Raw genomic sequence first — 24186 nt, 5'->3', positions numbered from 1 at the left:
AAAAACCCTATTTAACATGGAAAACAAGTACTTAAAAGAAACCGTAATGAGTTTAAGCCCTGATGGAGATAATGAAACAACAACTACCGATACTGGTGGAGCAGACAGTCCTAAAACTGGCACTGACACTGGTGGAAGTGGTGGAAGTGGTGGAGGTGATTAAATATAAGCTCAACATAAAACTTAAGAGTAGAACCATTATTTTTTAAAAAATAGTGGTTCTACTTTATAAAAAACAATGAAAAACTCCCTTATTTTTCTCCTTCTTTTTACATCTTTTCTTTTTGCTCAAGAAAAAGACACAAATATAGCTTTGGCTAAAAAAGAAATTATAGAGTTAGGAAGACAAGCTTATTTTAGTAAAAAGCTTCCATTACTAAGAAAATTTACTAGACAGGTTGATTCGTTCTATAAAGAAACAGGTGACTCTATTCTACTTGCCAAGTATTTTCATTTTAAAGCACTACAAAACAAACTTACCTATACTAACGACAGTGCTTTTTACTATTATCACCTTTCAAAAGACATCTCTAAAAAAATAAATGACTCTTTAGCTGTAGGCCGACGTTTGTTAAGTCTTGCTATAATACAAAGAGAAGCCAAAGATTATCGTGGCAGTGAAATAAGTTTAATTGAAGCTTTACAATATTTAGAACCAATACAACCAACAGTTTATTTAGAAAGAGTATATAATAACCTTGGGCTTGTTTCAGAGGAATTGAATCAAAAAACAGACGCTATCAACTATTATAACAAAACACTAAACATTAATAAAAAAACGAAGGACAAATTAGGTTATTTATTTACGACTAACAATATAGGTCTGTTATATCAAAAACTAAATCAACATAAAAAAGCTATCACATACTTTAAAAAAGGGTTATCTCAAGATAGTATTGAAAAAAACTTTCCTATTCAATATGCATTATTATTAGAAAATTTGGCTGCTAGTAATTTTTTATTGAATCAAAAAGAAAATGTTCTACAACAATATAATAAAGTTCTAAACATACGTGAGAAAGAAAAAGATTTTACAGAGTTGAGTACAACCCATATAAACTTAGCAGATTTTTATAAAAGTTTTAACCAAACAGATAAAGCTTTATTTCATGCTAATGAAGCTTTAAAGTATGCCAAACAAACGCAAAATAATAAACGTTGGCTAGAGTCTTTAGTAAAACTTTCAGAATTAACAACAAGTCATAAGTCAAAACAATATTTACAAGAATACATTACCTTAAATGATAGCTTATTCCAAAATGAGCGTAGGTTAAAAAATCAATTTGCTAAAATTAGATATGAAACCGATAAAAAAGAAAAAGAAAATGTAGTTTTAAAAACAGAAAACCAACAAAAGCAAGCAGAAATACTTTATCATAAACAACAAAAAACAATAGGTTGGTTAGCTGCTGCAATTGGTCTTTTGCTATTTGGTTTTAGTGTTATGTTTTATTTTCAACGTAGAAGAAAATTATTATATCAAGCACAGCTACAACAGGTACAAGTAAGAGAACATGAACGCAAACAAATTGCTAAATCTTTGCATGATGAGGTAGCAGGAGACCTACGCTTACTACATCGTAAGTTAGAAAAGTCTAATTTATTAGAGGAAGCTCAAAAATTAGATGCAGTAAAAGAGAATGTACGTAATTTATCACATCAATTGAGTAGTGTTAGTTTTAATAAAGTTTCTTTTAAAAATCAAATTATTAATTTAGTTAGTGATTATTTTGAACCTGATTTTAAAATAAAGCTAAATGGATTGCAAAACTATAATTGGACTACTGTTGATAATTCTATAAAGCGTCTACTCTACCTGAGTACTCGAGAAAGCATACAAAATTGTAAAAAATATGCAAAGGCAAGTAAGATAATTATCAATTTTTCTGTACATAAAAAATACGTACATTTGGATATTATTGATGATGGTATTGGTTTTGATACCAACATTAGTAAAAAAGGAATTGGTTTACAAAACCTACAAGAACGCATTGAAGAGTTAAACGGAACGTTAACCATTAATAGTGAAGTAGGTAAAGGAACCCAAACCGATATTCAAATACCCCTAAATGGCTGGACAAACAAAAATACTTTTAGTTGATGACCATCAGTTAATTCTTGAAGGAATTCTTTCGTATTTGAAAGATATAGATGGTTTAGAAATTGAAACGGCAAATTCATGTGACGAAGCTTTTTCTAAAATAAAATCAAGTTTAAGCGAAAATCCATTTCATATTGTTTTTACCGATTTAAGTTTTGACAATCAAAACAAAAATGTTGTTTTAGATGGTGGCGAGTCTTTTATAAAGTCTATCCTCAAAGAAGAAATTCCAATTAAAGTAGGAGTAATTACAGGGCATTCTGAAACTAACAGAATTTTTAATGTAATACATAATTTAAACCCTTCTGCATATATCTTAAAAGGTAAGTGTAGCACTGACGAATTGACCTTTGCTATTCAAAAAATGTTGAAAGGGGAAGTATATTACACCCATGAAATTCATCAAAAACTCTTAAAGAGAGCCTTGGTAGAAATACAAATGGATGATATTGCTGTTCAAATTTTAAAAGAACTTCCTAAACATGCTAAGATTTCTAATCTAGAAGGTTTAATTAAAAAAAGTGATGGTTCATTAATAAAAGTCCGTTCTATAGAAAGTAAACTATCTAAGCTAAGAACTGACCTACAAGCCAATAATAACACAGACCTTGTGTTAAAAGCAAAAGAATTAGGAATTATAGATTAACTCTTATTGCGGAAATACACATTTATTTTTACGGTTATCCCTTTTTATACATTAGAAACAAAGAATACTTTCGCAAAAGAATTCAAAACCATTGTTGGGAAGAATCTTGAAAGAGAGAGAATATAAAAAAAGCCTTTAGATATCTAAAGGTTTTTTTGTTTGAAAACGGTTTCCTTTTGTGTTTTGCGGAAAACCACACTTTTTTTTGCGGAAATACCCTTTTTTAACCTTTAATCTCTCCTTACATTTGTAACATCTTCTTTTCAAGATTAATTGAAAAAAGACATTTAAGGGGAATAATGAACCTTCTAGAAATTCTAGAAGGTTTTTTTTATGCTCTTTCGGAAAATTACACTTTTAACTTCGGAAATCCCGTTTTATACCTCTGATTATCAACATATCTTTGACATGTTCATTCTTTAATGACAATTAATTTAAGGGGAATTAAATTATTTTAAAAATGGGAAAATTACTACTACGCAAGACGAGCAAAGGTTTAAACACTTTACTTTCAGTATTAGCTGAATTTGGTAAAGGAGCCGGATATGCTTTGAGACACTAAAAGTTAACTAACCAAACTTAAACGTGTAAACCTTCTAGAAGTTCTAGAAGGTTTTTTTTATTACATATGACTAAAATTGTAAATTAGGCGTTCAATCATTTTATGCCTAAATGACTCAAAAATATATTATTGCTTTAGACCAAGGAACAACTAGCTGTCGTACAGTTATTCTTAATAAAGAAGAAGAAATTATTGCAAAAACTCAAGAAGAGTTTCAACAAATATTTCCTCAACCTGGTTGGGTAGAGCACGATGCCAACGAAATTTTACAAACTCAGTTAAAAACCTTACAAAAAGCTCTTGAACAAGCTAAAATACTGCCTTCAGAAATAGCGGGAATAGGTATTACCAATCAACGTGAAACTACCGTTGTTTGGAATAAAAACACTGGCAAACCAATATATAATGCCATTGTTTGGCAAGACAAGCGAACTGCTAATACTTGTGAGTTACTCAAAGAAACCGGACTTGAAAACTATGTTCGTAAAACTACTGGATTAGTAATTGATAGTTATTTTTCAGCTACTAAAATCCATTGGATTTTAAATAATATAGATGGAGCTCAAGAAGATGCTGAAAAAGGAAATTTGTTATTTGGAACTATTGATTCTTGGCTTTTATGGAACTTAACCAATGGAAAAGTTCACGCTACTGATTATAGCAACGCTTCGCGTACCATGTTATATGATATAAAAAACTTGTGTTGGGATGAAACTTTAGTAAAAGAACTAAACATTCCAACTTCAATGTTACCTAAAGTAAAACCTTCTTCTTATCATTTTGGAAATTATAAATTAAACGGAGTTCAAATTCCAATTGCAGGTATTGCAGGAGATCAACAATCTGCCTTATTCGGACAAGCATGTTTTAAAAAAGGGGAAGCTAAAAACACCTACGGGACTGGATGCTTTATGTTGATGAACACAGGTGAAAACTTAGAATATTCTGAAAATGGTTTGATTTCCACTATTGCTTGGGGAATTAACAACAAAGTGTATTATGCTCTCGAAGGAAGTGTTTTTGTTGCTGGTTCAGCAATTCAATGGTTACGTGATGGACTACAAATTATCAATAGCGCAGAAGAAAGTGAGCTTTTTGCTGAAAAAATTACTGAAGAAAACCCTGTTTATGTGGTTCCTGCTTTTGCTGGCTTAGGAGCTCCTTATTGGGATATGTATGCACGAGGAGCAATTTTCGGTTTAACTCGTGATACTGGAAAAAATCATTTAATTAAAGCTACTTTACAGTCGTTAGCTTACCAAACCAAAGACATTTTAGACGTTATGCAAAAAGACAGTATGCTACAGCTTTCTTCTTTAAAAGTTGATGGTGGGGCATGTGTTAATAATTTATTGATGCAATTTCAAGCAGACATCTTAAATGTAGATGTGGAACGTCCTGAAGAAATTGAGACCACTGTAATGGGAGCTGCTTATTTAGCTGGTTTCTGTGTTGGTTTTTGGCAACAAAACGATATTATTAATAAACGAAAAATAGATAAAACCTTCACTCCTTCTTTTCCTAAAGAAAAAAGAGAAAAGCTATATCGTACTTGGCAAAAAGCTGTTGAACGCACTAAAGATTGGATTGACTAAAAATAAAGAATTATGGCTAAGTTTTACGACAAAATAACAAATCGAGTTCAAAAATTTATTGAAGCTCAAAAGATGTTTTTTGTTGCTACAGCAGCAAAAGAAGGAAGAATTAATCTTTCACCAAAAGGAATGGACACCTTTAGAGTACTTAACGAAAATAAGGTTGCTTGGTTAAGCGTAACAGGTAGCGGAAACGAAACCTCAGCACATTTGCTAAACGACAATCGAATAATTATCATGTTTTGTGCTTTTGAAGGTGCTCCAAACATACTCAGGCTATATGGAAAAGCTGAAGAAGTTCTTCCTACTCATGATAAGTGGAGTAATTATGCTAATTTGTTTCCTAAACTTCCAGGTACTCGTCAAATATTTGTTGTTTCTGTAGAAAGTGTACAAACCTCTTGCGGAATGTCGATTCCTTTTTATGAATACCAAGGAGAACGAAATCAATTAAATGATTGGGCTACTGAAAAAGGTGAAGAAGGAATTAAACAGTATTGGAATGACAGAAACCAAACTAGCATTGATGGGTTAAAAAGTGGCTTTGATTCTTAGTTTTTCTTTGCTTATAAGACTTTTAATTTGCATACGAAACCTAATCTATGATCGTTTTAACTATCAACACATTAACAATATACGCTGCAAAACAATTATTATACTATGAAAAAAAGCCTCCTATCTTTAACAATTTTCCTTACTCTATTTTTAATATCCTGTACAAAAGAGGAGTCTAAGGTAATTGAAGAACCTTCAGAAAATATCTTGTTTTTTGATGACTTTGAAAGAGGTGACTTATCTCAAACAGAAAATAATGTTAACTACGGTAGCAGTACCTACTCATCTGTTTCTAATAAAGTAAAGAAAGATGGAGAGTATTCTCTTCAGTTTTACTATAAGGGCGGATCATCAGGAGAAGATGCTTTTGCTGAGCAAAGAATATCATACCCAAATACTGGAGAGTTATGGATAAAATATGACCTTTACATTCCTAATAATTATACCCATCGTAAAGAAAACTCAGCTAGCAATAATAAATTTTTAGCTGTTTATAAAAATGATTATCGTTCTCCAGGTTTTCAGGTAAATTGGTCATTATCTCCAAATAATACTGGAGGTTCTAATTTAACCTTACATAGATACAGAAATGGAACCGAGCAACCAAGTATATCACCTTCAGGGGGCTTAGGAACTAATTTTATTACCGAAGACGATCATGGAAAATGGATTCACATTATGGCTAGAGTTAAAGCTCCAAGTAATGAAAATGCTACTGATGGAGTAATGCAACTATGGAAAAATAATGTTCTGGTTTGTAATGAAACAGCACTTAACATGTATGGTGGTATTGATGAAAACTTTATGAGCGAAATGTATTTAATGGGCTGGTCGAACTCTGGATACTTAGAGGATACTTTTTTTTATATAGATAATCTATCTTTAAATTACTCTGCATTTTAACATAGAATACTTAAACATTCATAAACTAAACAATACTAAATAAATAGAATTTAAATCAAACTAGTTTTTACGGTTTCGATACATTATTAAAAGAGGAAACATCTTTCTAATCTATTTTATAAAATCTCTTCATTTTTTTCAAAACCCTGATAAAAATCATGTTTTAACTTAAACTATGCTTGTATTTTTGAGACAGTAAAGTATAAGAAGAAATGGTAGAATTAATGAACATCCCAATGGTATCTTGGACAAACGGAACCATTATGATGATTATTTTCGGTTTGGTTTGTATAGGTTTAGTAACCGCTCTTTTAATTCTTGTTAATGGTGGCAAGAAGAAAGAGTAGGTAAATTTTAGTTTTAATAGTTGATTGAAGAAGCACTCTTTAATAATGTGTTAGTGGTTTAACGTTTGAGTGCTTCTTCTTCTTTTTTATTTAAATGCATTTAATCCTGTGATATCTAATCCTGTGATTAATAAATGAACATCATGTGTTCCTTCATAGGTTATTACACTTTCTAAATTCATTGCATGTCTCATAATTGAGTACTCTCCAGAAATTCCCATTGCTCCTAACACTTGTCTTGCTTCTCGTGCTATTTTTAATGCCATATCAACATTATTTCGCTTCGCCATAGATATTTGAGCAGATGTTGCACGACTTTCGTTCTTCAGTACCCCCAAACGCCACGTTAACAACTGTGCTTTGGTAATTTCAGTAATCATTTCAGCTAGCTTTTTTTGTTGCAACTGAAATTGACCTATTGGTTTTCCAAATTGTGTACGTTCTTTCGCATAACGCAATGCCGTATCGTAACAATCCATCGCAGCACCAATAGCTCCCCAAGCAATACCATAACGCGCTGAGTCAAGACACAACAAAGGTGCTCCTAATCCTGATTTATTTGGCAATAAGTTTTCTTTTGGAACTTTAACATTGTCAAAAATTAACTCACCTGTAATTGATGCTCTTAACGACCATTTGTTATGAGTTTCTGGTGTAGAAAAACCTTCCATACCACGTTCTACTATCAAACCATGAATGCGTCCTTCTTCATTTTTTGCCCATACAACAGCTACATTACAAATTGGCGCATTTGAAATCCACATTTTTGCTCCATTCAATAAATAATGGTCTCCCATGTCTTTAAACTTGGTTTCCATTCCTCCAGGATTACTACCATGATTTGGTTCAGTTAACCCAAAGCTTCCCATCCATTCACCAGAAGCTAATTTTGGTAAGTATTTTTGTCTTTGTGCTTCGGTTCCGTAGTTATAAATAGGTCCCATAACAAGAGAAGACTGTACTGAAGCAGTAGATCGAATTCCGCTATCACCCCTTTCTAGCTCTTGCATAATTAACCCATAAGAAATTTGATCTAACCCTGCACCTCCATACTTTTCAGGAATATAAGATCCGAAAGCTCCTACTTCTGCCAATCCGTTAATTAATTCCTTCGGAAATTCTGCACGTTGTGCATACTCTTCAATAATTGGAGATAAGTTTTTCTTAACCCATTCACGAGCAGTGCCTCGAACAAGTTTATGTTCATCGGTTAATAAATCGTCTACTTGATAATAATCTGGGGCTTGAAATAAATCAGACTTCATAAATATGTTTTAAAATTAATTTTTACTAATTGTATAAGAGAAATGTAAAATTAATCGCGGTTTGATTTTATGTGGTTTCTTAAAAGAATTGTTTCAAAAATACTTAAAAAAATGGTTATTAGTGCAGGTTTGCGTATGTTTGTACTAATGAGATTTACTTTAGGAAAAGAGGAGCGTTTAAAAAGCAAAAAGCTCATAGGAAGACTATATGAGGAGGGAAAGGTGATAAAAGTTTTTCCACTAAGAATGGTATATATACAAACCGAACACACCTCTAAGTTCCCTGCACAAGTTGGCGTTTCTGTTCCTAAACGTAACTTTAAAAAAGCCGTGGATAGAAACCGTATAAAACGGTTACTTCGCGAAACATACCGTAAAGAAAAGCATACTATTTATGAGACTGTAGATAAACCGTATGTGTTTATGATTTCTTATCTTGCAAGAGATGAATGGAAATATGCTGATTTAGAGCATAAAATGAAGAAATTATTAACACAGTTTATTACAGAAGTTACTCAAGATGAAAAATAGAAAATACCTTTTTTTTGGTTCACTCATTGTAATCTCTCTTTTCTTTTCTTTTCAATCTCGTTTTTTTGAGATTGCTAAACAAATTGAAATTTACAACAACCTTTTTAAAGAGTTAAACATTAATTATATTGATGAAATTAATCCTGGAGATTTAACTGACAAAGCAATAAAAAACACGCTTAAAAATTTAGATCCTTATACCAATTTTTATAACGAACAAGATGTTGAAGATGCGCGTATTCGTCGTGAAGGTGAATATGGTGGTATTGGTATTTCTACATTTTATACTAAAAAAGGAATTGTAGTTTCTGAAGTTTACAAAGGTTTTTCGGCTGATAAAGCTGGCTTAAAAGCAGGTGATATTATTACCAATGTAAATGGACAAGAATTAAATACCTTAGAAAGAAGTCAGTTCTCTCAAATGCTAAAAGGAGTACCTGGAAAAGAGCTTTCTTTAAAGGTAGAAAGGAATAATCTTACAAAAAATGTTTCTGTAAAACTTGATAAAGTTATTTTAGACCCTGTTCCTTTTTACGATATGATTGATAACGAAACAGGTTATATTGTTTTAACACGATTTATCAGTCAAAAAGCTACCGAAAGTGTTGTAAACGCATTTGGTGACCTAAAAAAAAGAGGAATGAAAAAATTGGTGTTTGATTTAAGATACAATCCTGGAGGCTCTTTATTTGACGCAATAAACATTACCAATTTATTTATTCCTAAAGGCTTGAAAGTTGTAGATACTCGTGGAAAAACTCAAAAAAACAGTAGAACTTATAAAACAAATAGAGAACCTTTAGATGCTGAAATTCCTATTGTAGTATTAATAAACGGTCGATCGGCTTCTGCTTCAGAAATTGTTTCTGGTGCTTTACAAGACTATGACAGAGCTGTAATTATGGGTGAGCGTTCTTTTGGAAAAGGACTAGTGCAACGTTACTTTGATTTGAGTTATGGAACACAAATGAAAATCACAATTTCTAAATATTACACTCCTAGCGGGCGATGTATTCAGGAATTAGATTATGCTAATAGAGATTCAAAAACAGGAAAAGTACCTAAGTTTTCAGATACTACTCTTAATGAATTTACAACTCAAAATGGACGAAAAGTATACGATGGTGGGGGTGTTACTCCTGATGTAGAAAGTGAATTTTCTAAAAAAACAAAAGAAACAGATGAGTTACTAAAATCAAGAGCTATTTTTAATTTTGTAACTGATTTTACATATCAAAACCCTAATTTATCTGCTGAAAATTATACTTTTTCATCTACAAACTTTAATCAATTTAAACAATATTTGCTTCGTAAAGACACCGCTTTTGTATCTAAAGAAGAAAAACTTTTCCAAGAAGCATATAAATCAGTAGAAAACAATAATAAAATTACTTCAGAATATAACACGATTATCCAACAACTAAAAGCTGCTAAAGTTGCAAAAGTTTTGGTGAATGAAGATATTTTATCAAAAGAAATTGAAAATGAAATTGTTGAGCGTTATGCATATAAAGAAGGGGTGTATAAACATTTATTTAAAAATGATATTACTATAAAAAATGCTGTTAACTTGCTAAATAACCCTAAAAAATATAGCAGTATTTTAAAAAAATAGCTTCTTTAACATAATTTGTATATTTGTACTTTAAAAACATATGTCAAAACCTATCCTAAAAGAACGTACAAGAGCCCAAGAATCTACAAATGCTATTGAGCGTTTATACATTTCAATGCGACACTTATTTAGTCGCGGTTTTTACAAACCAATGGGTGTTTCTGGTGAAACATTACGTAAATCACTTTTATCTTTACGTCCAGAAATTTATGGTTCAATTGCAGAAAATAAAACTGAATTAAACGGACTGGTATACGTAATTGAACGTTTACCTGAAGGAATTGAAGAATGTCAGTTTATTTATTTAACTGCTGATGAAGGGTATCGTAACTCTAAGTTCAAGGCAATTATTCCTCCTAAAAGAAGAAGAAACTGCTATCGTATTGACAAGAACCAAATGAATATTGAAATTACCAGAGGACGATCTGAAATTTACGATATTCTTACACACTTGACATTTTTATTTATTGAATCTCATAAAATTAAAGACCGTGTAGTTTTTAATAATGGTGAAAGTTTTATTCGTGAATGGTTACAACTAGAAGATATTGTAATACATAATAAAACCCTTACCGATGAGGAAAAAGATGTAATTGTTGTACATCTTGGTAATATTTTAGGAAGAACTTATGATGAAGTATATGATGCATACAACACGTTTGCAACAGAAGAGAATCCAAATAGGTTTTTCCATCTAATTTATTGGTTAGGTAAGCTTGCTATTAATGAAGCTTTATACGACCAAAAACGCTCTATAAAATTCAGTTCTGTTTTAATTGAAGAAATTGGACACCATTATTATGGAGAAATATGGGCTAACAACATTAAAAAAGTGTTGTTAGACAATGGGTTAATAGAACGCCCTATTCATATAATTAGTGCAAACATGCACAGTGTAATGAATAGTATTTATGCCCAAAATGCTTTACCAAAAGAAGCTAAAAAACATAAAGATTTTCAACTTTTTGAAGTATTGAGTAATAACAACAGTAGCGCTTTACAATCTGCCGTTAAAAATTATGCTTCAGAAAACGGGTTAATTTACATTAAAGATACTTCAGGAACCAACATCAATGTTCAGGTAATTGATACTGGAAAAATTGATTTTGAAACAAATTCTTTTAACAAAGTTAACTCTGTTGGAGAAGATCCTGTAATTATTGTAATGGATTATGCCTTTGGTGAGCAAGCTTTTGAAACTATGGACGAATTGTTAAAGCCATACAAAACAAAAGGAGATAAAATTCATCTAGATGTTCAGTCTGTTTCGATTATGGGTAAAGCTGGTATTTTAGAAGGTGGTAAAGGAGATATTATGATTCCTTCTTCACATATTTTTGAAGGTACTGCTGATAATTATCCATTTAAAAATGAATTATCAAAAGAAGATTTAGAAGGTTTTGGTGTTCAAGTTTTTGATGGAGCTATGATTACTGTATTAGGAACATCATTACAAAATAAAGATTTATTACGATTCTTCCATGATTCTACTTGGGATGTAATCGGACTAGAGATGGAAGGAGCGCACTACCAAAAAGCGATTCAATCTGCCTCCAGAATTAGAGGAAATATTTCAGAAAATGTAAAAGTACGCTATGCTTACTACGCTTCTGATAACCCGCTTGAAACTGGTGCAACACTTGCTTCTGGTGGACTTGGAATGAGCGGAGTAACACCAACTTATGCTATTACACAAAAAATACTAGAACAAATATTTTAGTTACAAAGCGACAGTGAAATAATAAAAAAAGGCTCCTTTTCTTCAAAAAGAGGCCTTTTTTGTTTTTTCTACAATTTTAAAGACAGGTTTTGCTCATAGCCTTTTTTCTTATTTTATATTTGCACTCACAATACAACAACACACAACAATGAATATTCTAATTTTAGGATCGGGCGGTAGAGAACACGCCTTTGCTAAAAAACTTTCAGAAAGTACTAAAATCAACAGCCTTTATGTTGCTCCTGGTAACGCAGGAACTGATGCTATTGCTAAAAATATTGCAATCAATCCAACTGATTTTGCTCAGGTAAAAGAAACTGTTTTACAACACGATATCAATATGGTAGTTGTAGGTCCTGAAGCTCCTTTAGTTGAAGGGGTTCATGACTTTTTCTTAGCTGATAAAGAATTAAAAAACATTCCTGTAATTGGACCAAAAAAAGACGGTGCTTTGTTAGAGGGAAGTAAAGATTTTTCGAAGCAGTTTATGGAAAAACACAATATTCCTACAGCTCGCTACCAATCTTTTACTACTGATACTTTAGCTGAAGGAAAAAAATTCTTAGAAACATTAGATGCTCCGTATGTATTGAAAGCTGACGGATTAGCTGCTGGAAAGGGAGTTTTAATTTTAAATGACTTAGAGGAGGCAAAAGCTGAGTTAGAAGAAATGCTTTCTAATCAAAAATTTGGAAGTGCTTCATCAACTGTAGTTATTGAAGAATTTTTAAAAGGAATAGAATTATCTGTTTTCGTATTAACGGATGGAAAGAATTATAAAATTTTACCTTCTGCTAAAGATTACAAACGTATTGGAGAAGGTGATACAGGACTAAATACAGGCGGTATGGGAGCTATTTCTCCTGTTCCTTTTGCAACGGATGATTTTTTAACAAAAGTGGAAGAATTGGTCGTTAAACCAACAATAGACGGTTTACAAAAAGACGGAATAGATTATAGAGGGTTTATTTTTATCGGATTGATGAACGATAACGGAAATCCATCTGTAGTTGAGTATAATGTTCGTATGGGAGATCCTGAAACAGAAGTGGTGTTACCACGTATTCAATCAGACTTACTAGATTTATTTGAAGGTGTTGCTACGCAAACCTTAGGAGATAAATCATACGAAGTTACCCCACAAACAGCAACGACTGTGATGTTAGTTTCGGGTGGATATCCTGAAGCTTATGAAAAAGGAAAAGAAATTACAGGTTTTAATACTGTAGATGATTCTATCGTTTTTCATGCAGGAACCACTTTAAAAGACGGTAAAGTTGTTACAAGCGGTGGACGTGTAATGGCAATTACTTCTTTTGGAGGTTCTATAGAAGAAGCCTTAGAAAAATCGTATAAAAGCATTGACAAAATAGCTTTTGATAAAATGAATTATCGAAAAGATATCGGATTCGATTTAAAATAATAATAAAAAAAGGAGTTGGTTATCAACTCCTTTTTTTATTTCATTGCCTTTTCTAGTGTAAAAGAGAACTCAGAACCTTCTCCGTGTACACTCTTTAAAAGAATAGTTTCGTTATGCGCTTCAATAATGTGTTTTACAATAGAAAGCCCTAAACCTGAACCTCCTTGTTCACGTGAACGACTTTGATCTACACGATAAAAACGTTCAAATAAACGAGATATGTGTTCTTGTTTTATTCCTTCACCGTTATCATTTATTTTAATAATAAGTTTATTCTGATTATACGGTTCAACACTCACTGTGGTGATACCTCCTACTTTACCGTACTTAATAGAGTTTACAATAAGATTTATAAGTACTTGTTCAATCCTTTCTACATCTCCTTTTACCAAATGAGGAAAATCATATACGCGATCAAAGCGTAGCGTAATATTTCTTTTTTTAGCTTTCATTTCAAACAAATCGAACACATTTTGAATCAGTTCAATAATATTGAACGTTTGCATGTTCATTTTCATTCCCTCAGTTTCTAACTTAGCAATCATATCTAAGTCTTTTACAATTGAGGTTAACCTCTCCACTCCTTTGTTTGCTCTTTCTAAATATTTTTCAAGAATTTCTTTGTCATCGGCAGCTCCTTCAATTAATGTTAAAATATATCCTTGTACTGTAAAAAGTGGTGTTTTAAGCTCATGAGCCACATTTCCTAAGAAGTCTCGACGAAATGAATCGCGTTGTGTTAAATTCGCTATCTCTTCACTCTTCCCTTCAACGTATTCTTGTACACTTTTTGTTAAAGCCTCTACATCTGTTGTTACTTTTTTTCGCTTTAAATCGTTAACATCTAAAATAGAAATATCTTCATACATCTTTTTTACTCGTTGGTAAATAAAGTGTTCTGCTCTGTATTGAATTACAAAAAAAGAAACAATAAACATTGCTACTCCAAAAATAACAATGGTTATAACACCTAGGCTATTTAATAAAAGTAAATACGATAATACTGCTATAACTATAGATAATAGTGTTGAGTATAATGCCGACCAGAGTGCGTAGTTATAGGTTTTTTTTATTTTTTTCATCTGTTTTTTTCTATTATTCTTTTAAATGTCAGATGTAATTCGCCATTAATTATCTTGTGAAGTATCAAGAATTATTATAGCTCATTTCATGATAAAAAAATAGATTGCTAGCTAGCAATCTACTTATTAATTTTTGAGTTTAAAAATTATTTGTCTGTTTCGTCTAGCACAAACTTGTATCCAACTCCTTTTACTGTTTTAAAATAGTGATCTCCTATTTTCTCGCGGAGTTTACGTATGTGTACATCAATTGTTCTTCCTCCTACAACTACTTCATTTCCCCAAACGCTATCTAAAATAACTTCTCTTTTAAATACTTTTCCTGGCTTTGAAGTTAAAAGTGAGAATAGTTCAAACTCCTTTCTTGGTAAAGATATTTTTTCTTCTCCTTTGAAAACTACATACTCGTCTCTATTGATTACAATATCTCCAATTTTTGTAGTGGTATCCGCTTTTTCTTCTGTCTTTAAACGACGTAATAAAGATTTAACTTTACTTATTAGTACTTTTGGTTTTACTGGTTTAGTTATATAATCATCTGCTCCAGCATCAAAACCTGCTACTTGTGAGTAGTCTTCTCCTCTAGCGGTTAAAAAAGAGATTATAACATCTTCCAAAGATTTTATATTTCTAATTTTTTCACATGCTTCAATACCATCCATTTCAGGCATCATAATATCTAGTAAGATTAAATGTGGAGTTACTTTTTTTGCTGTTTTTACAGCTTCTGCACCATTACTTGCAGTAAAAACCTGATATCCTTCTGATTTTAAATTGTATCCTACAATTTCTAAAATATCTGGTTCATCATCAACTAGTAAAATTTTAATGTCGCTAGTGTTCATTATTCATTTTTATTGTGTTACCCAAAAGTAATCATAAAAAAGTAAACCCTTTGTATGCATGCTTAACTTAACGTTCATTTAATATTTACTAAACTTTTGCTTAAAAGAAATAAGGAATAATCTTTTGCTTTTCATTTTTTGCAGTTTTTGTATCTTTAGACAAATTGTTTCCTATGAAAATTATTTCTTCCCTTGGAGAAATTACTTCCAAAGCCAAAGGTGCCTTTAAACGATTTCCTATAACCCTTTCATGGGCAATAGTAGGTACGTTGTTTACTTTATTTACAATTGAAGCAAATACTTTTGACAATGCTTTTAACGGTAAGGTTATTTTAATTTTTATTCTAGGAATAAGCTGGTTAATTGCTACTCGTTTTTTTGAAGAACAGTTTAAAAAAGACAATACCTGGGTATTCTTACTAACTCTCGGTTTTCTACTCTTATTTTATTTTAGTATTGATATTCATGGCTCAGAGATTTATCAAAACTCTATCACCCGTTTTGTTCTTTACTTTATAACTGGGCATTTACTTGTAATGGTTGCTCCTTTTGTTTTTAGTTGGAATAAATCCGCTTATTTTAATTACCTAAAATCTGTTTTTATAGCACTCTTTAGAAGTTTATTTTTCTCCCTGATATTATATTTAGGTATTGTGTTAGCATTACTCGCTATTAAACACTTGTTTACTATTGATTTTAAAGGAGATCGTTTTTTTCAGGTTTTTGTGCTTTGTATAGGAATTGTAAATACATGGATTTACCTTTCTGATTTTCCTAAAGATGTTCATAACCAACTTGCTATTAACTACACCAAAGCTTTAGAAGTACTGGTTAAATATATCTTAATTCCATTAGTAATTTTATACCTCATCATTTTATATGCCTATAGCTTAAAAATAGTAATCAATTGGAACTTACCTAAAGGATGGGTTTCTTATTTAGTTATTGCTCTTTCTTTTTTAGGATTTATCGTTCAAATACTTATCAACCCTATTCAAAAAACTATAGATTCTCGCACAATTAAAAAATTTCATCCATGGTTTTATTATTTGTTATTACCTTTAATAGCCATGCTTTTTGTCGCTATTTTCAGGCGTATTAACGAATATGGCATTACCGAAAACCGTTATTTCGTATTCATTTTAGCTTGCTGGATCTTAGCCATGACCTTATACATACTTTTTAGTAAACGTAAAAAAATTAAGGTCTTTCCTTTTAGTTTAGCTGTTATTTCTTTTCTTATTTCTTTTGGTTTTTGGGGTGCTTTTTCGATATCAACAAAGAGCCAACTTCTTCAATTTGAAAAAGTGTATACAGACATTAAAAATGATAATTTCACAACCACTTTTGAAAAGAAAAATCAACTTCGTTCTATTTTTAGATATTTAAATAACAAACATGAGTTAGATAAAGTAGAAAGTGTTTTAGGCTATAATCCAAAAACAGTATTTAAAACCGAGAGCCAATGGCAATTGCAAAGTAAGTTACTAGATAGTTTAGATATTAAGGTTGTTGATAGTACTGATGATATAAATAATTTACTTTTTAAAGGTTATTATAATATTGACGAAGAAAAACTAACTATCAACACTAAAAATTATGATGTTTTAAAAAAACTACACCTAAATTCTTACAGTAAAAAAAGAAGCACTATTAGAAATTATCGCTTTTCTTTGTCTAGAAAAACAAATACAATTGAAATTTGGAATGGAGACAATCATATTGGCGATATAAATTACTCCAATTTGGTTGAGAAGCTTAAAAATCAAGATAAAAACTATAATCTGAATCCTGATTTAATGACGATCGAACATCATTTCGAAACGTTAAATGTTAAACTCATTTTTCAAAATATAAACCTTTCGGAAGTCGATGATAACACTACTAAAAAACACATATCTAATACAGGTGTTTTTATTTTAATTAAAGAAAAAAATGCTGAATAAACTTAACCTACAAAACATCTTGTTTTTAGATATCGAAACGGTTCCTGAAGTAGAATTTTTTACTGATTTATCTACTGAAATGCAAGAGTTATATGCTTTGAAAACACAATACCAACGTAAAGATGAATTTACTCCTGAAGAATTTTATCATCGAGCTGGTATTTGGGCTGAGTTTGGAAAAATAATCTGTATTTCTGTAGGGTATTTTGTAGAACGTAAGGGGGTAAACCAACTTCGGGTTACTTCTTTTTATGGTGATAATGAGCATAAACTTTTGGTTGATTTTAAAAATTTATTAGATACACATTTTAACCATCCAAACCATCTATTATGTGCGCATAACGGTAAAGAATTTGATTTTCCTTATATCGCACGACGTATGATTATCAATCGAATTGACTTACCTAGTAAACTTAACTTATTTGGAAAAAAGCCTTGGGAAGTTCCGCATTTAGATACTTTAGACCTATGGAAATTTGGCGACTATAAACACTATACTTCTTTAAAGTTACTTACCGCTATTTTAGGAATTCCGTCACCCAAACAAGATATTGATGGAAGTGAGGTTGCTAATGTTTATTACCAAGAGAAAAACCTACCACGTATTGTTGAATATTGCGAACGAGATACCGTAGCGGTAGCTCAGCTTTTATTAAGGTTTTTAAATAAACCTTTGGTTGATGAAATTGATATTATAAAAGTGTAATATCAACCTATTCTCCTTCCAATTTCATTGAAAGTTCAAACCAACGTTCTTCTTTTTCTTCTAAACTTTCTATAATTTCTTGTAGCTCTAAAGATTTTTCATTAATATCATCCATCGCTATTTCTCCGTTGGTGAATTGTGCTTCTAATTTTACTTTCTTCTTTTGTAATCTTTCAATATCTACCTCTAGTTGACCAAACTCTCGTTTTTCGTTATAACTTAACTTTCCTTTCTGAGGCGTTTTTTCTTGCTTTTTAGCTACTTTCTTCTCTTCTTTAGGCTCTGGTGGTAAAGAGCTTTCATACGCTCTGTAATCAGAGTAATTTCCTGGAAAATTTTCTACTTCTCCATTTCCTTTAAAAACAAATAAGCCATCAACTATTTTATCCATAAAATAACGGTCGTGCGATACTACAATTAAGTTCCCCGGGTAATCCAATAAGAAGCTTTCTAATACATTTAGGGTTACCACATCTAAATCGTTGGTAGGCTCATCAAGAATTAAAAAATTAGGGTTTTGAATCAAAACAGCACACAGGTACAAACGCTTCTGTTCTCCTCCACTTAATTTTTCGACAAAATCATATTGCTTTTTTCTATCAAATAAAAAGCGTTCTAATAACTGAGCTGCAGAAATTCTTCTTCCTTTGGTTAGCGGAATTTCTTCTCCAAACTCTTTAATAACTTCTATTACTTTTTGTCCTTCTTTTATTTGGATTCCTTTTTGAGTGTAGTAACCAAATTTTACCGTTTCTCCAACAATTACTTTACCTCCATCTACAGGAATTTTGCCTGTTAGTATGTTTAAGAAAGAGGATTTCCCTGTTCCGTTTTTTCCGATGATTCCTATACGCTCACCTCGTTTAAAAACATAGTCAAATCCATCTAAAATAACTTTATCTCCAAAGTTCTTTTTTAGTTTATGAAGCTCTACTATTTTACTTCCTAAACGCTCCATGTTAATTTCTAACTGAACTTCATGCTCTTTTCTTCGTTGGTGTGCTTTTTCTTTAATTTGGAAAAAGTCATCAATACGTGATTTTGACTTAGTAGTACGTGCTTTGGGCTGACGACGCATCCAATCCAACTCTTTTTTAAACAAGCTTTTTGCTTTGCTTAAGTTCGTTGCTTCTAAAGCTAATCGTTCTTCTTTGTTTTGAAGGTAATATGAGTAGTTTCCTTTGTATTTGTATAGTTTTCCGTTATCTAATTCTATAATCTCATTACACACACGTTCTAAAAAATAACGATCGTGTGTTACCATGAATAAGGTTATTTTTTCCTTAGCGAAAAATGCTTCTAACCACTCAATCATTTCCAAATCTAAATGGTTAGTTGGCTCATCAAGTATTAATAAATCAGGTTTATTAATTAGAATGATTGCTAACGACAATCGTTTCTTTTGTCCACCAGAAAGCTTTCCTACTTTTTGTGACAAATCATCAAGCTTTAACTTAGAAAGTATTTGCTTGTACTGTGTTTCAAAATCCCAAGCATTATGCTGTTCCATCAACTCAAATGCTTTTTGATAGGTTTCAGTATCATCAGGATTTTGTAATGCTTTTTCGTATTGCTGAATAATAGGAAGGATGGTATTTTCTGTAGAGAAAATAGTTTCTTCTATAGTTAAATCGGGGTCCAAATCATCATCTTGTGCTAGATAAGCAATATTAATTCCTTTTCTACTGATAACTTGGCCTTCATCTGGTGTATCTTTTCCTGCAATAATGTTTAAAATAGAGGTTTTTCCACTACCATTTTTAGCAACAAAAGCTATTTTTTGGTCTTTATTAATTCCAAAAGAAATATCTTCAAATAAGACCTTTTCGCCATACGATTTTGCTATGTTTTCTACTGATAGGTAATTCATTCTCTAAAATTTTATGCAAAGAAACAAAAAACCCGAGCAATTGCTCGGGTTTTGTTATAATTAAAAGAAAAGCTATTATTTCTTCATTAATTTAATGGTTTCCGACTTTTTACCATCGTTCGCCTCTAATAAATAAATTCCTGTTTTTAAATTAGAAACATTTACAGTACCATTAACTGTTTTTCCTGTTAATACAACTCTACCAATTGTATTTGTTATTTTATAACTTACATTTTCGTTGCTTCCAAATTTTACAGTAACATTACTTATTGCTGGATTTGGGTATGCTGTTAAGCTCGATTTTGCTTCTCTATCTAATGGTTCAGCAAACTCATCACTTGTACCTGATACTGCTACTGAAGATGATGAGTTAACAATATTAACTGTATAATCTTCTACTTCTCCATCTGCAAAAGTTTCACAAGCTGTTGATGCTCCATTGTACTTCATAGATACACGCATTCTTGTTTGTCCTAATAACGCGCTTGATGGAATAGATATGTTTGCTGATCTATTTGCTGCTGTACTAGAAGAACCTAAAGATGTTTGTTCACTACTTTCAAAAGTTCCGTTACGGTTATAATCAATCCAAACCGTAAAATACTCAGTATATGAAGAACCACTAAATCCTGCACTTACAATGATTTGATTTGTTGTTCCTTGAGTAACTGTTGCAACTTTATTCGTGAAATCACCATACCCTCCATTTGCAGAAGTTGTATTTGTCATTCCTCCAAAAGAAACATAATCTATCCACTCATAAGTAACTCTATTTCCTTTTGAAGAACAATAGCTAACAACATTATCTAATGTAGTAACATTTACTGTATTACTTGCTGAAGAAACATTTCCTGCAGCATCTGTTGCTTTTACTGAAAATGTATAAGCTGTATTAGCGGTTAATCCCGTTACATTGTAAGATGTTGTTGTAACAGTTGTTAACTTAGTTCCTCCTTGATATACATCGTATCCTGTAACACCTACATTATCTGTTGATGCTGTCCAAGATAAAGTTAACGTAGTTTGTGCTACACTTGATGAAGCTAAACTACTAGGTGCTGTTGGTGCTTGAGTATCTGCTACTGCAGCTCCAATATTTACTGTATAGTCTTCTACTTCACCATAAGAGAATGATGCCTCACAAGCTGTTGGTGTTGCATTATACTTCATAACGATTCTCATTCTTGTTGCTCCATCTAAAGCTGAACTTGGCACTGTAAACGATGTGCTTACAGGAGTATCTTTAGATTTAGCTTTTGTCCACACTGTTTCTCCTGCATCAGAAAAATCTCCATCTTGGTTGTAATCAATCCAAACACCATATCCTTCATCATAACTACTTCCTGTCCAAGTTGGTGTAATTGTAATTGTATTTGATTTTCCTTTTTCTAAATCTGTAGAAATTGCAGTATGATCAGAGTATCCGTTTCCTCCTCCTGAAGAATTATCGATACTTCCTAATTGAACTCTTCCAATATATTCATCAGAAACACTATTACCCTTAGAGTTACAGTATGTAATTGTTGCGGCTGTAGTAGTAGCGTTTGCTGTATTACTTACTGCTGAAATATTTCCTGCTGCATCTTTTGCTTTTACAGTAAAAGTATATGCTGTACTTGCTGTTAATCCGGTTACATTATATGAAGTAGTTGTTGAACTTCCTATTTTAGTTGCTCCTTGATATACATCATACCCTGTTACTGCAACATTATCTGTTGAAGCCGTCCAGTTTAACGTTAAACTTGTTGCTGTTATAGAGCTTGCTGCTAAACTAGTTGGAGCAGACGGTGCTTCAGTATCAGCAGCAACATTACTAGTAAATGAACCTGTAAACACTCCTCTACCGTATGTAGAAGCAATTACTTTATTTGTTGTATGATCTCCACTTACATTCCAATAATCAAATGAGGTAACACTAACATCGCTCATTCCATTATATGCTTGATTCCAGTTAGGGTTTGCATCATTAAAATTAGATGTTGACCAAACTCCTAATTGAGTTGCTAAAATAGCTTCAGTTCTGTCTAATGGATTTTGTAAAATATCTCTTACAGGAATATTTGGTAGGTTTCCTTCTTTGCTTACCCAATTCGCTCCTCCATCTGAAGTAGCCCAAACACTTGTTACTCCGTAGTTATGTATTGTTACGAAAATATCATCTTCAGTAGCTCCAAATCTTACTGAAGATACAGAACCAACAAAAGGTGTATTTATGTTTGACCATGTTGCATTAGAATTAGTAACGTTTGTTAACTTTAATAGTTTACCATTCGCTAATCCTACAAACCATGCATTATTTGTAAAAGGAGATGCTTGAAAAGCTGTTGGACTTGCGTCTAATAATGCATTTGTAATATTTCCTTTTGAATTTGATGCTACATTAATACTCAATATTGAGTTAGCAGAACTTATTGATGCATTTGATAATAGACGATTTGCATCATTATCATACCCCATAGGGTTTACAAAATCTCCTGTGTTTTGATCACTTGATAACGTTGTTGCTCCTCCTTGCTGTCTACCTAAGCCATTCCAAGGTAAGTTAAACCTATATATTACGTTGTTTACATATGTAGCAATCATATAGTCTCCATCTTTATCAACGAAAGTGTAGAATCCGTCACCATCACTTAATTGAGTAGAGCTATTAATTCCTGCGACTGCATTTCTAAATGCTTGTGTACCGTTATCTTGAGCACCCGCACTAAAAATTCCATTAACATCACCTGCTCCGTCAGGACCAATTCCTGCTTTTACAAACTGAGTTACATTATAACCTTTGTTTCTTACACTAATTGTACTTCCTGAATTTCCTGAATAATAGATTCCTCCATCATTACCGAATAATATTTTAGAAGAGTCATTATTTCCAAAAGCCATTGAGTGTTGATCTGCATGAACATTTTGATGACCAAAACCTCCGTACCAATGTGATAATTGAGACCAAGAAGAACCTCCATTTGTGGTTTTAAATAAGTCGATACCTCCAACATATACAATATTATCATTTGTTGGGTCTGCTTCAATCACTAAGTCATAAAACGCTTGTCCTCGACAAAAATCGTTTGCCGAAATGTTTGTATCTGCATCATTTGGTAATGATGTTGCGCTTGCTGTTGAAAAAGCATTTGTTGTTTTATAAATATGAACAGGAGCAGTACTTGTTGTTCCTTGCGTTAATGCATAAATCTTATTTGCATCAGTAGCAGAAGGTTCAATTTCTACTCTATTAGATTCAGTTAATGGAGATGCAGCCGCTTCTGTCCAAGTACCTCCATTTGTAGAGCTAAATACTCTACCTCCACCTTCTCCTAAGGCAGAAGCAATAGTACCCATCCATAAAGTATTGTTAGCACTTACCTCTAAATCATTAGCTATATAATAATAGTCTTTTCCTCCAAAAGTATACTTCATATTAGCAGATTCTATTCTACTCCAATTCGCCCCGTTATCTGTAGAATGGTACAATCCTGCTGATTGTAATCCTAACCAGTTTCTAGGACTAGAAGAATCTCCGTACACGTGTGCTCCTACTGCAACGAATAATTCTGTTGAAGTTCCATTATCCCATGCTAACACATCATTTACGAAATGAACTCCTGATAAGAAAACATTACTTGCATTATAATTAATAATTGCATCTCCTGCTGCTGGTATATTAACCGCATTCCATGTTGTACCTCCATCAGTAGTTACATAAACACCATTTCCTACCACATCACCTGCTGTGTATTGTTCTCCTGTACCTACATACCATCTGTTAGAGTTTCTTGGATCTACTGTAATAGAAGTTACAGATAAATTTCCTGGTACATTTTGTACTCTTGTCCATTGTGAGTTAGCATTACTGATATTAGTATTTTTCCATAAACCTCCACTTACTCCACCTGCATATACAGTGTTATTTGTAGCATCATTTGGATCAAATAAAACAACTCTTGTACGCCCTCCTACATTATTAGGTCCTCTTTCTGCCCAAGAATTTCCATTGTCTCCTGGACTTTTTTGTTGTGCTCTCTTTTTCAACAGATCTTCTCTTAATCCTGCTAAACTTCCATCTTCCATTTTTCCTGTAGCTGGATTCATGGTGAGTAACTGCATTTGATCAAAATACCTGTTAGGTGGTAACCCTCTAAGTTTTCTTTCTTTTTTCCCCCATTTTAACGATTCATTTAAAGGACTTTCCTTTAAAAAAGTACTATGTACTTTACGTTGTTCGGCCAGTTTATCAGCAACATCTTGTTTTTTAAGATAATCTGAACCAATAATTGAAACTGCTGCAACAGACAGACCTCCAATTAGAAATTTAAACTTTTTGTTCATTTGAATCAATTTAAGTTGAATAATTAAGTTTTTTATTTCCTAATTCTTTTACAATTCTACCTTTTTCTTTATCCTTTATACCTTTTGAATAGACTCATTTTAACCCTTTACAAACTAACTTTTAATAGTTTAGCCACCCCTAGATAAGTCA

18 protein-coding genes are annotated in these 24186 nt (G+C 32.1%); 13 read left to right on the top strand and 5 right to left on the bottom strand.

What is annotated here, in order from left to right; all coding sequences use genetic code 11:
* Nucleotides 1-16 precede the first annotated feature (16 nt).
* From LCI24_RS01895 to LCI24_RS01865, 7 genes are all read left to right on the top strand, one after another.
* On the top strand, nt 17-163 hold the full coding sequence (locus LCI24_RS01895; protein WP_274638900.1) for a hypothetical protein: 147 nt from the start codon (nt 17-19) through the stop codon (nt 161-163).
* Nucleotides 164-238: 75 nt separating this feature from the next.
* A complete protein-coding gene (locus LCI24_RS01890) occupies nt 239-2101 on the top strand; it encodes a tetratricopeptide repeat-containing sensor histidine kinase (RefSeq protein WP_274638899.1) in 1863 nt (620 codons plus the stop codon).
* The gene (locus tag LCI24_RS01885) at nt 2070-2747 is read left to right on the top strand and encodes a response regulator (RefSeq protein ID WP_099214882.1); all 678 of its coding nucleotides are present in this window, start codon (nt 2070-2072) and stop codon (nt 2745-2747) included. Before LCI24_RS01890 ends, LCI24_RS01885 begins: the two co-directional genes overlap by 32 nt.
* Nucleotides 2748-3419: 672 nt before the next feature.
* Nucleotides 3420-4904, top strand: coding sequence for a glycerol kinase GlpK (gene glpK / locus LCI24_RS01880; RefSeq protein WP_274638898.1), 1485 nt, complete (start codon nt 3420-3422; stop codon nt 4902-4904).
* A gap of 12 nt (nt 4905-4916) precedes the next feature.
* Nucleotides 4917-5459 (top strand): pyridoxamine 5'-phosphate oxidase family protein, encoded by a 543-nt coding sequence (locus tag LCI24_RS01875; protein WP_274638897.1) that lies wholly within the window; start codon nt 4917-4919, stop codon nt 5457-5459.
* Between the two features lie 105 nt (nt 5460-5564).
* Nucleotides 5565-6362 (top strand): heparin lyase I family protein, encoded by a 798-nt coding sequence (locus LCI24_RS01870; protein WP_274638896.1) that lies wholly within the window; start codon nt 5565-5567, stop codon nt 6360-6362.
* A 212-nt stretch (nt 6363-6574) separates the two neighbouring features.
* Nucleotides 6575-6709 carry a hypothetical protein gene (locus LCI24_RS01865; RefSeq protein ID WP_274638895.1) on the top strand — a complete coding sequence of 45 codons (135 nt, stop codon included), beginning with the start codon at nt 6575-6577 and terminating at the stop codon, nt 6707-6709.
* Nucleotides 6710-6795: 86 nt separating this feature from the next.
* Here LCI24_RS01865 and LCI24_RS01860 read toward each other — a convergent pair whose 3' ends face one another.
* A complete protein-coding gene (locus LCI24_RS01860) occupies nt 6796-7974 on the bottom strand; it encodes an acyl-CoA dehydrogenase family protein (protein ID WP_274638894.1) in 1179 nt (392 codons plus the stop codon).
* A 111-nt stretch (nt 7975-8085) separates the two neighbouring features.
* On the opposite strand from LCI24_RS01860, the gene rnpA reads away from it, so the two are divergent.
* The 4 genes from rnpA to purD all read left to right on the top strand — a co-directional run bounded on the left by rnpA (nt 8086) and on the right by purD (nt 13263).
* On the top strand, nt 8086-8505 hold the full coding sequence (rnpA, locus tag LCI24_RS01855; protein ID WP_237270775.1) for a ribonuclease P protein component: 420 nt from the start codon (nt 8086-8088) through the stop codon (nt 8503-8505).
* A complete protein-coding gene (locus LCI24_RS01850) occupies nt 8495-10120 on the top strand; it encodes a S41 family peptidase (RefSeq protein ID WP_274638893.1) in 1626 nt (541 codons plus the stop codon). Before rnpA ends, LCI24_RS01850 begins: the two co-directional genes overlap by 11 nt.
* Before the next feature lie 40 nt (nt 10121-10160).
* Nucleotides 10161-11840, top strand: coding sequence for a DUF6909 family protein (locus LCI24_RS01845; RefSeq protein ID WP_274638892.1), 1680 nt, complete (start codon nt 10161-10163; stop codon nt 11838-11840).
* A gap of 148 nt (nt 11841-11988) precedes the next feature.
* Nucleotides 11989-13263: a phosphoribosylamine--glycine ligase gene (gene purD / locus LCI24_RS01840; protein ID WP_274638891.1), complete on the top strand. Its 1275-nt coding sequence runs from the start codon at nt 11989-11991 to the stop codon at nt 13261-13263.
* Between the two features lie 35 nt (nt 13264-13298).
* On the opposite strand, the gene LCI24_RS01835 is transcribed toward purD, so the two are convergent.
* Together LCI24_RS01835 and LCI24_RS01830 are read right to left on the bottom strand one after the other, a co-directional pair.
* Nucleotides 13299-14345 carry a sensor histidine kinase gene (locus LCI24_RS01835; RefSeq protein WP_274638890.1) on the bottom strand — a complete coding sequence of 349 codons (1047 nt, stop codon included), beginning with the start codon at nt 14343-14345 and terminating at the stop codon, nt 13299-13301.
* Between the two features lie 146 nt (nt 14346-14491).
* Nucleotides 14492-15190 carry a response regulator transcription factor gene (locus LCI24_RS01830; protein WP_099214891.1) on the bottom strand — a complete coding sequence of 233 codons (699 nt, stop codon included), beginning with the start codon at nt 15188-15190 and terminating at the stop codon, nt 14492-14494.
* Between the two features lie 173 nt (nt 15191-15363).
* On the opposite strand from LCI24_RS01830, the gene LCI24_RS01825 reads away from it, so the two are divergent.
* Both LCI24_RS01825 and LCI24_RS01820 read left to right on the top strand, forming a co-directional pair.
* Nucleotides 15364-17136 (top strand): DUF4153 domain-containing protein, encoded by a 1773-nt coding sequence (locus LCI24_RS01825; protein WP_274638889.1) that lies wholly within the window; start codon nt 15364-15366, stop codon nt 17134-17136.
* Nucleotides 17126-17842, top strand: coding sequence for a 3'-5' exonuclease (locus LCI24_RS01820; RefSeq protein WP_274638888.1), 717 nt, complete (start codon nt 17126-17128; stop codon nt 17840-17842). The genes LCI24_RS01825 and LCI24_RS01820 overlap by 11 nt, the downstream gene beginning before the upstream one ends.
* A gap of 7 nt (nt 17843-17849) precedes the next feature.
* On the opposite strand, the gene LCI24_RS01815 is transcribed toward LCI24_RS01820, so the two are convergent.
* Complete coding sequence (locus LCI24_RS01815) at nt 17850-19712, bottom strand: ABC-F family ATP-binding cassette domain-containing protein (protein WP_274638887.1); 1863 nt, start codon at nt 19710-19712, stop codon at nt 17850-17852.
* A gap of 75 nt (nt 19713-19787) precedes the next feature.
* Nucleotides 19788-24035 carry a GEVED domain-containing protein gene (locus tag LCI24_RS01810; protein WP_274638886.1) on the bottom strand — a complete coding sequence of 1416 codons (4248 nt, stop codon included), beginning with the start codon at nt 24033-24035 and terminating at the stop codon, nt 19788-19790.
* Between the last annotated feature and the right edge of the window lie 151 nt (nt 24036-24186).

This window comes from Tenacibaculum larymnensis (assembly GCF_028829235.1).
GTDB classification, from domain to species: Bacteria; Bacteroidota; Bacteroidia; order Flavobacteriales; family Flavobacteriaceae; genus Polaribacter; species Polaribacter larymnensis.
Note: the sequence above shows the minus strand (reverse complement) of the source record. Positions and strands in the feature narration are given on the sequence as shown.

What these genes read in the sequence shown, in the direction of transcription:
- LCI24_RS01830 (WP_099214891.1), bottom strand. Translation starts at nt 15,190, where the DNA reads ATGAACACTAGCGACATTAAAATTTTACTAGTTGATGATGAACCAGAT.
- rnpA (WP_237270775.1), top strand. Translation starts at nt 8,086, where the DNA reads ATGGTTATTAGTGCAGGTTTGCGTATGTTTGTACTAATGAGATTTACT.
- glpK (WP_274638898.1), top strand. Translation starts at nt 3,420, where the DNA reads ATGACTCAAAAATATATTATTGCTTTAGACCAAGGAACAACTAGCTGT.
- LCI24_RS01860 (WP_274638894.1), bottom strand. Translation starts at nt 7,974, where the DNA reads ATGAAGTCTGATTTATTTCAAGCCCCAGATTATTATCAAGTAGACGAT.
- LCI24_RS01815 (WP_274638887.1), bottom strand. Translation starts at nt 19,712, where the DNA reads ATGAATTACCTATCAGTAGAAAACATAGCAAAATCGTATGGCGAAAAG.
- LCI24_RS01845 (WP_274638892.1), top strand. Translation starts at nt 10,161, where the DNA reads ATGTCAAAACCTATCCTAAAAGAACGTACAAGAGCCCAAGAATCTACA.
- LCI24_RS01825 (WP_274638889.1), top strand. Translation starts at nt 15,364, where the DNA reads ATGAAAATTATTTCTTCCCTTGGAGAAATTACTTCCAAAGCCAAAGGT.
- LCI24_RS01820 (WP_274638888.1), top strand. Translation starts at nt 17,126, where the DNA reads ATGCTGAATAAACTTAACCTACAAAACATCTTGTTTTTAGATATCGAA.
- LCI24_RS01875 (WP_274638897.1), top strand. Translation starts at nt 4,917, where the DNA reads ATGGCTAAGTTTTACGACAAAATAACAAATCGAGTTCAAAAATTTATT.
- LCI24_RS01885 (WP_099214882.1), top strand. Translation starts at nt 2,070, where the DNA reads ATGGCTGGACAAACAAAAATACTTTTAGTTGATGACCATCAGTTAATT.
- LCI24_RS01850 (WP_274638893.1), top strand. Translation starts at nt 8,495, where the DNA reads ATGAAAAATAGAAAATACCTTTTTTTTGGTTCACTCATTGTAATCTCT.
- LCI24_RS01870 (WP_274638896.1), top strand. Translation starts at nt 5,565, where the DNA reads ATGAAAAAAAGCCTCCTATCTTTAACAATTTTCCTTACTCTATTTTTA.
- LCI24_RS01890 (WP_274638899.1), top strand. Translation starts at nt 239, where the DNA reads ATGAAAAACTCCCTTATTTTTCTCCTTCTTTTTACATCTTTTCTTTTT.
- LCI24_RS01810 (WP_274638886.1), bottom strand. Translation starts at nt 24,035, where the DNA reads ATGAACAAAAAGTTTAAATTTCTAATTGGAGGTCTGTCTGTTGCAGCA.
- LCI24_RS01835 (WP_274638890.1), bottom strand. Translation starts at nt 14,345, where the DNA reads ATGAAAAAAATAAAAAAAACCTATAACTACGCACTCTGGTCGGCATTA.
- purD (WP_274638891.1), top strand. Translation starts at nt 11,989, where the DNA reads ATGAATATTCTAATTTTAGGATCGGGCGGTAGAGAACACGCCTTTGCT.
- LCI24_RS01865 (WP_274638895.1), top strand. Translation starts at nt 6,575, where the DNA reads ATGGTAGAATTAATGAACATCCCAATGGTATCTTGGACAAACGGAACC.
- LCI24_RS01895 (WP_274638900.1), top strand. Translation starts at nt 17, where the DNA reads ATGGAAAACAAGTACTTAAAAGAAACCGTAATGAGTTTAAGCCCTGAT.